This is a genomic window from Hydrogenoanaerobacterium saccharovorans, from assembly GCF_003814745.1.
GTDB lineage: Bacteria > Bacillota > Clostridia > Oscillospirales > Ruminococcaceae > Hydrogenoanaerobacterium > Hydrogenoanaerobacterium saccharovorans.
Map to the genome: position 1 here is coordinate 1 of NZ_RKRD01000007.1, position 8362 is coordinate 8362.

Consider the following 8362-nt stretch of genomic DNA (forward strand, 5'->3'; position numbering starts at 1 on the left):
AATTTCGCTAAAGTTCCACAGGTTTAGCGAACTTTCGAGACCCGATATAAAACAAAGGGGCAACGCATAGCGTTGCCCCTTTTCTAATGCTCGAAATTTCCGCTAAACGGTTCTTTAGCGATAATTAAGCAAGGGTGTTAATAGACACCCTTAACATGCCTTGTAGCCAGTTCTAGGCGGGGTGGGGTTATTGGTTCTTTATGTGTTTCATTATTTCTATGTTTCTGCCTGTAAACCAGTCGAGGGGTACGTTAAATTCATCTGCAATTTTACAGAGGTCGTTAATGCTCATTTTTCTTTTTCCGTTTTCGTACTGGTTATAACATTCTCTTGATTTTTCAATTATGGCTGCTAAATCTTCTTGCTTTAAGTCTTTGATTTCTCTAAGTTCTTTGAGCTTGTTTTGCATTATTTTTTCGTAATTCATGATATGACCTCCTTTGTTGTTATTATATCAAAAGTAACATAATGTTAAGTAACGGTTTGTTACTTTTTTTATTTTTTTAATGTTGCAAAATGTTACTTTGTATGCTATTATTTTAATGTAACATATCGTTACTTGCAATGGTAATCTTTAACTTTGCTTAAGTATTTTTATTTAGTGTGTAGTTATTGTATTATACACTGCCAAGTTGGTTGAATTTTGCCGTATATACGAAAGGAGGTTTTTTGTTAATGAAAAGTTTTGCTATTGGTAAAGTAATTGAGCCCGAGGTTAAGCGGACTCAAAAAGGAAAGAACTTTGTTGAGTTTGGTTTGTTGGTTGGTAAATCCTCAATTGTGTTTTCGGTTTGGGATGATGATAACAACTACAAAAAATGCACCGAACTTACAGACGGTGATAATGTATGTGTAATCATCAATCCGTCGGTAACCGATAAAGGCAATTTACGCTTTTATGTTTCAAACATTGTGCTTGCTCCAGAGGGATTGCGCGAAACAATGTTGGATTTGTTTGTAGTTAAAAAGTAGGTGTCTTTATGCAAAATATACGCGCTTTTAGTAAGGCTTTTGGCTTTACGTTTTTGGCTCTCACGATAATAGCATTATCGGTTATGAGTGTCTACGCTGTAGATATTGATACGGCTATCACACCCGCCGTACCAGTTGCAGATAACAGGGCAGTAAAAAGCCCCTCTGCTGATACAACAGAGGGGACAAGCCCTAAATTTTTAGATAGTGGTGTGGTAAGTAGTATGCAAACCATAGAAGATGTTGAACCCGATAATTTACCTGCTGTAACCTCTTGTGAGGACGATATACATGCAATACGTCAATATATAGAGTTTGTAATATATATGTTATTGCCTTTGGGGTTGGCTGTTAAAATAGTAGTTGCTTTTTATCGTTGGTTTGAAAAAACTTTTGTGGATGTATTTTAAGGCTATAGCAATTTTAAAATAAATAATTTGATTATGGAGGATTTGTTATGTTTAAGAAAATTAGTGCTTTCGTATCGAAACACAAAAAGGCTGTTTTGATGGGTGCTCCTGCAGTTCTCACTCCTGCGCTTGCTATTGTTCCTGCTTTTGCGGCAGAGGGTACTCCGATGCCCACGCTGACAATTACAACGGATATGTTGAGACCTCTTGTTGATGGTGTCATTGCGAATATCAATGTTATTCTGCCTGTTGGACTGGGTATTATGGCAATTATGCTTGGTATCAAGTTGATACCTCAAATTTTATCGAAGTTCATGCATATTTAATTAGTACATAAGGGAGTGGGAGTCAATACTCCTGCTCCCTTTTTTTGTTGGGAGTGATTTTTAATATGGGTGGTTCTATTAATGGATTTTTTATACCTTGGGACTACAGCATGTTTGCTCGTGGTATTGATGATTTGATACAAAAAATAGGTGTGGGCATTAATATTGGTTTTTGGATTTTTATTGTGGTTACTGGCTTGTATCTGTTAATCGGATTAATTCAAGGCATTGGCAAATAATTTTTGTATTGGGTGAGGTGTGTTTTTATGCCGAGTATTGCTATTGTAATAGCTTGTCTCATTGTTTCGGGGTTGAATGCTTTTTATCATTTGTACATGGATAAGTAGTGAGGAGTGCTTTTTAATATGCAATGTAAAAAATGTAATGCAGTAATGAGACTTGATGATAAAGATGTAGATTACAGGTATATTGATTATTACTATGCTTGTGACAATTGTAATTCATCTTGTTACGTAAAGAAAAACAAACAAAAAAAGGTAATTCGAGTAGTTTGGACTGATGAAGATGGTAGGTGTTTGAATTGATAAGACGATTTCTACATGGTTTTGTGGCTTGTATTTTGATGGTGTCTTTTTGTGTGACAGCGTTTGCGGTTGACGACCCTAATTTAAAAGACCCATATGTGCCAATTATGCCAGAGTTCTTGAGTGGTGCTAATGTTAATATTCCATTGGATAAATCAAGTGGTACTGCTAGATTGTTTTTCTCTGATTTTTACGAGAAACCATATATTATAGCGGTTCAGCAGTTAACAGCAACAAAATATTATCCATCTTCTGGGGCTGAAAATTATAAATTTGTTGGTGACGATAAACTGTGGTCTTTGGATTTTATAAAGGTTAGCAATTATTCGGGTGTTGGTGCTGATATACATTTTCGTTTCCATCATAAAAACGATTATAGAGTATATCCTGCATCATGTCCGATCGGACTTGTTTTTACCGATACAAAAACAACGAATCCCGCATACTTGGAGATTTTATCCTATCAGTACGATTTTAAAAACAAAGTTTTTAAAGCACCTGTTTATCAGACACACAGTTCATCGCAGGGGTTGCAGTATAGCTATGTTTTGGCATCTTCACCGGTAACTCAATTTCCAATCCCTCAGTATCCGCAATATGGCAAGTTAGGTAATATACCCGTTACTTACTCTTATGATGTTAATTATCCTAATGTACATTACAACTGGTGGCTTGGTAATGCGGATATAACAAATGATGTTAAACCCGATGAGCCATCTAAACCCGATGAGCCATCTAAACCCGATGAGCCGAACAAACCACCGTATATACCACCGTTTAAACCACCTGTTAAACCATCATTACCCGATTATGATGACATTAAACCCGATAAGCCGAGTGCACCATTTACACCCGATAGTAACACAAATGATGGTTATAAAAAGCCTGTTGATGGGGACAAGCCATATAATCCATTACCGCCAAACTGGCAACCACCCACGATGCCAAAAGATGCATTTGGCAAGCCAAGTATCAAAGATGGTAGTAACCCATTTGGTGAGCCTAACATCAAGGATGGTGGAAACCCATTTGGTATACCTAACATCAAGGATGGTGGAAACCCATTTGGTACACCGAATATCAAAGACGGCGGGAACCCATTCGGTGTGCCTAACATCAAGGATGGTGGAAACCCATTTGGTGAGCCTAACATCAAGGATGGCGGGAACCCATTTGGTGAGCCTAACATTAAAAATGGTGTGAACCCGTTCGGTAAGCCCGATATTCAAAACGGTGTGAACCCATACGGTAAGCCTAATATTGATAGTAGCGGTAAGAGCTTATATCAAACTTTATTAGATATGTTTGATTTTAAATAAATAAAGTGTGTTTTGCAATACATTTTTGGCAATGCGCCTTGTGCGCAGGCCCAAAAATGTATGCAATAACACTGTGTTGTTTTTATAATAACATTTAATAATCTGTTAAGCCGTAGGGGGTGTATTAATGCTGTTAGAGTGGATTTGTAATATCTTTTTTTCGCTAGCCTATTTTGTTTTAAAGTTAATACCGTCATTTCCGCAAGTTGATGGCTTAAATATTAGTATGTCACCGCTCTTTTATGTGCTTGGCTTTATTAATAATTTTGTATCTCTTAGGGTGGTTTCGGGGTGTCTGCTTACGGTTCTTGTGGTTTTTAATTGCAAATATGTATGGTCACTGATATGTTGGGTCATAAAAAAAATACCAGGGGTGAGTTGATTTGAATATTGCAAGTAGTTTTAGTGGAGTTTCTTCTTCGCTTTTAGCATTGTTTGGGCATTTGCTTTTTTTTGTTTTCAAGATTGTATTTTTGTTTGTTTTAGTTTATCTTTTTTTCTTTTGTATTTCGTGTAAATGTGTTCCGTTTTTTAAAACGGCTGAAAAGTTAAAACAGATAAAGATTAAAAATAAATGGTTTTGTTTTACTCTTTGGGTTTTGATTGACGTTAAAGAGTATAAAAAGAATTTTGGTAAATTCAATATTTTTGGATTGCATCTATATGTCGGTAGACAACGTTCTGGTAAAACTATTGCTATGGTAAATAAGCTTAACGCAATTAAAAATCGGTATCCAAATTGTGTTATTGTGACGAATTTCAAGTATCAGTACGCTGACTATATAATGACTGATTGGTTAGATTTACTAAATATACGCAATGGTGAAGATGGTGTCGTTTTTGCTATTGACGAAATACATAGTGAATATAGTGCCAGTGATTGGAAAGATGTGCCTGATAGTTTATTGTCTGAAATTTCACAGCAGGGGAAACAAAGGGTTTGTATTCTTGCGACTACTCAATTTTTTAGTCGAGTTGCAAAACCAATACGCGAACAGGCATTTTCGGTGATTACTTGCCGTAATATTGCTAAACGTTTGATTATCGAACGAGAATATGATGCTTTGGAATATTCGGCACATGTTGACAATCCACTTGTAGCTGCAAAAAAACTTAAAACGATTAGTAAAAGTAGTTTTGTTGCTACTGATTATATTCGTAACTGCTACGACACATATGAAAAAATTAACCGTATGAGAGATAAGCAAATGAAATCTTATAAAAAAAGTATATCGGTGGGTGATTGAAATGGACTATGTTGCATTTGATAGTTCGTCAATCGAAGAATTTTTTTTGACAGTATATTGTAACCTCGGTAGTGCCACAAACATTGGTTTATGGATTTTTCTTTTGGTGCTTGGGTTGAGTGCGGTGCTTGGCTTAATTTATGCGTTGGGAGGTTAAACCTTGAAAAAGTTTTTTAGCTTTTTAGTACTTTTGGTAGTGTTTTTTTGTTTTTCTGTGACAGCGTTTGCGGTCGAACCCCCAAGGGGTTTTCACTATGAAAATGGGAAAACACATTTTAATCCTTTAGTGTTTAGTGATGATAAACAAGCAGAGATGCAAGCTATGAAAGTTCTTGCATCTTTTAGTAATGGTAGAAATATTATTGCCATTGTTGATGAAGAATTTTTGTATATGTATGAATGTACTTATTATGACGAAAAATTACCAACTGCTAGAAATTATGTTTATCAAGATAGGATTGATACTTGGATTAAGATGGGTAAGTATGGTAAATCTTATTGTTTTAAGATTAGGGATGATTGTTTTGAATATGTGTCTAGTATTGCAGTTGAGAAGAAATATACCTTTGAACGTATGCTTAGAAAAACAATTTTAATTAAATTTGGTAGCTATGGTCAAGTGTTGACTGGTATACCTGGAGATTTACGTTATCTTATGGATTTTGATAGTGGTACGATTTTAGGTGATTATATACAATCTCCTAAAGTTTATAGTACTACAGAATTTAAAATTACTAATGATTTTAACAGTGAGTTGGACAAGTACAAAGTAAAATCTATGCAATTAAGTAGTGATGTAAGCAACGAAAGTATTGCAAAACGTGAGATTATAAATTTGTTGTATGAGGATGAAAAATTGAAAGGTATTGCTGATTTTACGGTATCTGAAAAAGATATAAGTTTTGTACGTTTTGTACCTCCGAAGAATGCGACTAAAGATGATGTAACCTTTAAAGATGGTGCTTTTATTGCTGATATAACATTGCATGTCGGTACTCTAACAACACAGATTAAAGGGGTGCTGGGGAGTATAACAGCATTAGAGTATAAACCCGCCTTTGATGGTAAAGCCCCATCAGCAGTTATAATGGCAAATTGGTTGCAGGCTTTGTATAGTATTTTAGTTCCTTGCGTTATAGTTGGTTCTGCACTTTATTGTATTTTGACTTGTGTAAAAATTATACCAAGTTCGATTTTAAAGTTTACAAAGTAGGTGATTAAATGCCTTTTACAAGCGAATTTTGGCATCCTCAAGTTTATGAGATGCCGAGAACTGTTCTTGATGGTTCTTCCTTTGATTTTTTTAGCGTTTTTGTTAAAAGTGCTATCAAATCAAGTTCGAGTATAGCTTTGATTATTTTGGGTGTTGTTATTTCGGTTGGATTGATTTCTGCTGTTATAAGTAAAATTGTTGAAACAAAAATAGCACCTATGCAAGCCGTTAAAAAACGTCAATTTGGCAGGCTTGTGAATAGTCTTGATTTTGAACGAAATAAAAGCGAATTGATTGATGATAAGGTACGGAGCATGGAACTTAATCTTCTCGCTAAACAAGTATTTCGGCGAAAGCATCGTGATTTAATACTTACGGATAAGTCGGAGGAAATGCAGTTAAAACAAGAGGTGCGCAATTTTTATAATTTTAAGAACGAAGAATATTACAGGATGCGTAATGATGAAGAATAGAAAACGTTTATTTGTTTTGTTACCTGTTTGTTTGTTTTTTTGCTTTTCCTGCGTTGCCTTCGCCACCGATCGGCACATTACGGATAGTTTTTTTGCTCCAATTACTGATTTTATTAAGTGGCTTTTTCTCCCCAGCGATAATTATTTTCATAATCAGTTACAAAAATTGAGTGAGTTATTTTATGCAAGGCTTGGTATTTTTACATATTTGTACAAGCTTATACGTGATTTTTTCGCAGGCTTTGCATCGTTGCCAACTTCGCAGTTAGTTTTTAGTTTGCCGGATGATTATTTTTTTACTGGCTTTAATGGTATGTCTGTAAATCTGTTAAGTACGGTAAATCCCTATGTTAAATTTTTGCGTGATGTGCTTAATGCATTTTGCTGTGTGACAACAGCCGTTGTTACCTTTAAGCACATACAAGTTATGTTTAAGGACTGATTCTATGAGATTTTTTGATGAACGATTTTGTCTTGCTTTTGGTTTTATTTTTGTTTTGCTTATATCTTACATTTGGTTAAGTGCAAATGATGATGATTAAATTAATGTACTTTTATAAATAAATAATGTAATTATTGTTGCCCCTGCAGGTGCGGGGGGTAAGCAAATATTGTTGTAAATCTATGATTTTCAATGATATTTGCAGGGGGGACAGCCCCCCCTGTTGGATGAAGTGCGCACTTTGTTGTGCCCTCTCTATACTAGACATCATAACACAACTAACTCATTTTTGATAAACCGACAAGACCATAACAGTATAAAGGGTGTGTGTGTTTGAGTTTTTATCGGATTTATTCTTACCCTCTCGCTGAAAGCCGAAAGTTCAAGCACATCTATTTTAAACGTGATAGGGTAATACTTGCAAAACGTAATACTGCGAAAATCCTCGAAAAAATAGAGCACGAAACTAAATTGGATAATAGCTTAGTTCGTTCTCGCCGTATTATTCGTGATTTAATTCTTTGCAACCAGTTTGATTACTTTTGTACCTTTACTTTTTCGGGTGAAAAAATAGATAGATATGATTATCAAGCTTGCAAGAAAAGGCTGACAAGGTTGTTTAATAATTATCAGCAACGTTATTCGTGTGATTTTAGATATTTGGTTGTACCCGAACAGCATAAAGACGGCGCTTGGCATTTTCACGGTGTTTTGTCGGGCATTCGGGATGGTGATTTTGTAGTTCCCGACACAATATGGAAACATCCAAACAAGCAGTCGGAGGAACTTATACAAGTGCCGAATACAAAGGGTTATGTTGATTGGGCTTACTATTCAAAGAAGTTGGGGTTTTTCTCGTGTAGTCGCATCCGTCACTATGAGGCTTGCGCGAACTATGTCACGAAGTACATAACAAAGAGTTTGGAAACGATACAAAAAGGACAAAGGGTGTTTATGGCAAGTGCCAATTTAAAGCGTCCCGAATTGGTGTTTGATTGCGATGCCGTGCCTTGTGAGTTTGAGCCCGATTATAAGGACGATTTTGTTCAAATGGCTTGGGCGGGTGAAAGTTTTACCGTTGGTAAGTTTATACCCGATTGGGCGGGGGAATGTTGCTCTGAACTTAACGACGATGATTTTTACGAAAGTGATATTGAAAAAGTTATCTTTGAACCATTGGTCGGTGAACAATTAAAAATTGGGTGAGGTGTTTTTAAGTATGCGTTTGTTGGCTCGTTTGGTTAGATACATAGATGGCAAGGGGTATTATTGTCCGCATTGTAAAGGACAGATATATTATTGGTTTCGATGCAATCGCAAGGCATATATGCAGACTGCTTTTTGTCCTCGATGCGGGCAGAAACTAAACTGGGGCTTATATAGCAGATAGTACGGTATGCTTAATTTCGCTAAAG

At 35.8% G+C, this 8362-nt stretch carries 12 protein-coding genes; 11 read left to right on the forward strand and 1 reads right to left on the reverse strand.

What is annotated here, in order from left to right; translation table 11 throughout:
- Positions 1-187: 187 nt before the first annotated feature.
- A complete protein-coding gene (locus EDD70_RS14755) occupies positions 188-427 on the reverse strand; it encodes a helix-turn-helix transcriptional regulator (RefSeq protein WP_092756711.1) in 240 nt (79 codons plus the stop codon).
- Positions 428-675: 248 nt separating this feature from the next.
- On the opposite strand from EDD70_RS14755, the gene EDD70_RS14760 reads away from it, so the two are divergent.
- The 11 genes from EDD70_RS14760 to EDD70_RS14800 all read left to right on the forward strand — a co-directional run bounded on the left by EDD70_RS14760 (position 676) and on the right by EDD70_RS14800 (position 8153).
- Positions 676-972: a hypothetical protein gene (locus EDD70_RS14760; protein ID WP_092756709.1), complete on the forward strand. Its 297-nt coding sequence runs from the start codon at positions 676-678 to the stop codon at positions 970-972.
- Positions 973-980: 8 nt separating this feature from the next.
- Positions 981-1382 (forward strand): hypothetical protein, encoded by a 402-nt coding sequence (locus EDD70_RS14765; RefSeq protein WP_092756707.1) that lies wholly within the window; start codon positions 981-983, stop codon positions 1380-1382.
- Positions 1383-1429: 47 nt separating this feature from the next.
- Positions 1430-1708: a hypothetical protein gene (locus tag EDD70_RS14770; protein ID WP_092756705.1), complete on the forward strand. Its 279-nt coding sequence runs from the start codon at positions 1430-1432 to the stop codon at positions 1706-1708.
- Positions 1709-1773: 65 nt separating this feature from the next.
- Positions 1774-1947, forward strand: a complete 174-nt coding sequence (locus EDD70_RS15035; protein WP_162840955.1) for a hypothetical protein — start codon at positions 1774-1776, stop codon at positions 1945-1947.
- Positions 1948-2249: 302 nt separating this feature from the next.
- Entirely contained in the window at positions 2250-3572 is a 1323-nt protein-coding gene (locus EDD70_RS14775) for a hypothetical protein (protein WP_123811073.1), read from the forward strand.
- Between the two features lie 383 nt (positions 3573-3955).
- The gene (locus tag EDD70_RS14780) at positions 3956-4819 is read left to right on the forward strand and encodes a zonular occludens toxin domain-containing protein (protein WP_092756699.1); all 864 of its coding nucleotides are present in this window, start codon (positions 3956-3958) and stop codon (positions 4817-4819) included.
- Position 4820: 1 nt separating this feature from the next.
- Positions 4821-4976 (forward strand): hypothetical protein, encoded by a 156-nt coding sequence (locus tag EDD70_RS15040; RefSeq protein ID WP_162840953.1) that lies wholly within the window; start codon positions 4821-4823, stop codon positions 4974-4976.
- Between the two features lie 3 nt (positions 4977-4979).
- Positions 4980-6032, forward strand: coding sequence for a hypothetical protein (locus tag EDD70_RS14785; protein ID WP_092756697.1), 1053 nt, complete (start codon positions 4980-4982; stop codon positions 6030-6032).
- An 8-nt stretch (positions 6033-6040) separates the two neighbouring features.
- On the forward strand, positions 6041-6505 hold the full coding sequence (locus EDD70_RS14790) for a hypothetical protein (protein WP_092756695.1): 465 nt from the start codon (positions 6041-6043) through the stop codon (positions 6503-6505).
- Entirely contained in the window at positions 6492-6947 is a 456-nt protein-coding gene (locus tag EDD70_RS14795) for a hypothetical protein (RefSeq protein ID WP_123811074.1), read from the forward strand. The genes EDD70_RS14790 and EDD70_RS14795 overlap by 14 nt, the downstream gene beginning before the upstream one ends.
- Before the next feature lie 333 nt (positions 6948-7280).
- Positions 7281-8153 carry a rolling circle replication-associated protein gene (locus EDD70_RS14800; RefSeq protein ID WP_092756691.1) on the forward strand — a complete coding sequence of 291 codons (873 nt, stop codon included), beginning with the start codon at positions 7281-7283 and terminating at the stop codon, positions 8151-8153.
- The last annotated feature ends 209 nt before the right edge of the window (positions 8154-8362 follow it).

Excerpts from the sequence above, each read along its gene's own strand:
- EDD70_RS14755 (WP_092756711.1), bottom strand. The coding sequence starts at position 427 with ATGAATTACGAAAAAATAATGCAAAACAAGCTCAAAGAACTTAGAGAA.
- EDD70_RS14790 (WP_092756695.1), top strand. The coding sequence starts at position 6,041 with ATGCCTTTTACAAGCGAATTTTGGCATCCTCAAGTTTATGAGATGCCG.
- EDD70_RS15040 (WP_162840953.1), top strand. The coding sequence starts at position 4,821 with ATGGACTATGTTGCATTTGATAGTTCGTCAATCGAAGAATTTTTTTTG.
- EDD70_RS14770 (WP_092756705.1), top strand. The coding sequence starts at position 1,430 with ATGTTTAAGAAAATTAGTGCTTTCGTATCGAAACACAAAAAGGCTGTT.
- EDD70_RS14795 (WP_123811074.1), top strand. The coding sequence starts at position 6,492 with ATGATGAAGAATAGAAAACGTTTATTTGTTTTGTTACCTGTTTGTTTG.
- EDD70_RS14760 (WP_092756709.1), top strand. The coding sequence starts at position 676 with ATGAAAAGTTTTGCTATTGGTAAAGTAATTGAGCCCGAGGTTAAGCGG.
- EDD70_RS15035 (WP_162840955.1), top strand. The coding sequence starts at position 1,774 with ATGGGTGGTTCTATTAATGGATTTTTTATACCTTGGGACTACAGCATG.
- EDD70_RS14765 (WP_092756707.1), top strand. The coding sequence starts at position 981 with ATGCAAAATATACGCGCTTTTAGTAAGGCTTTTGGCTTTACGTTTTTG.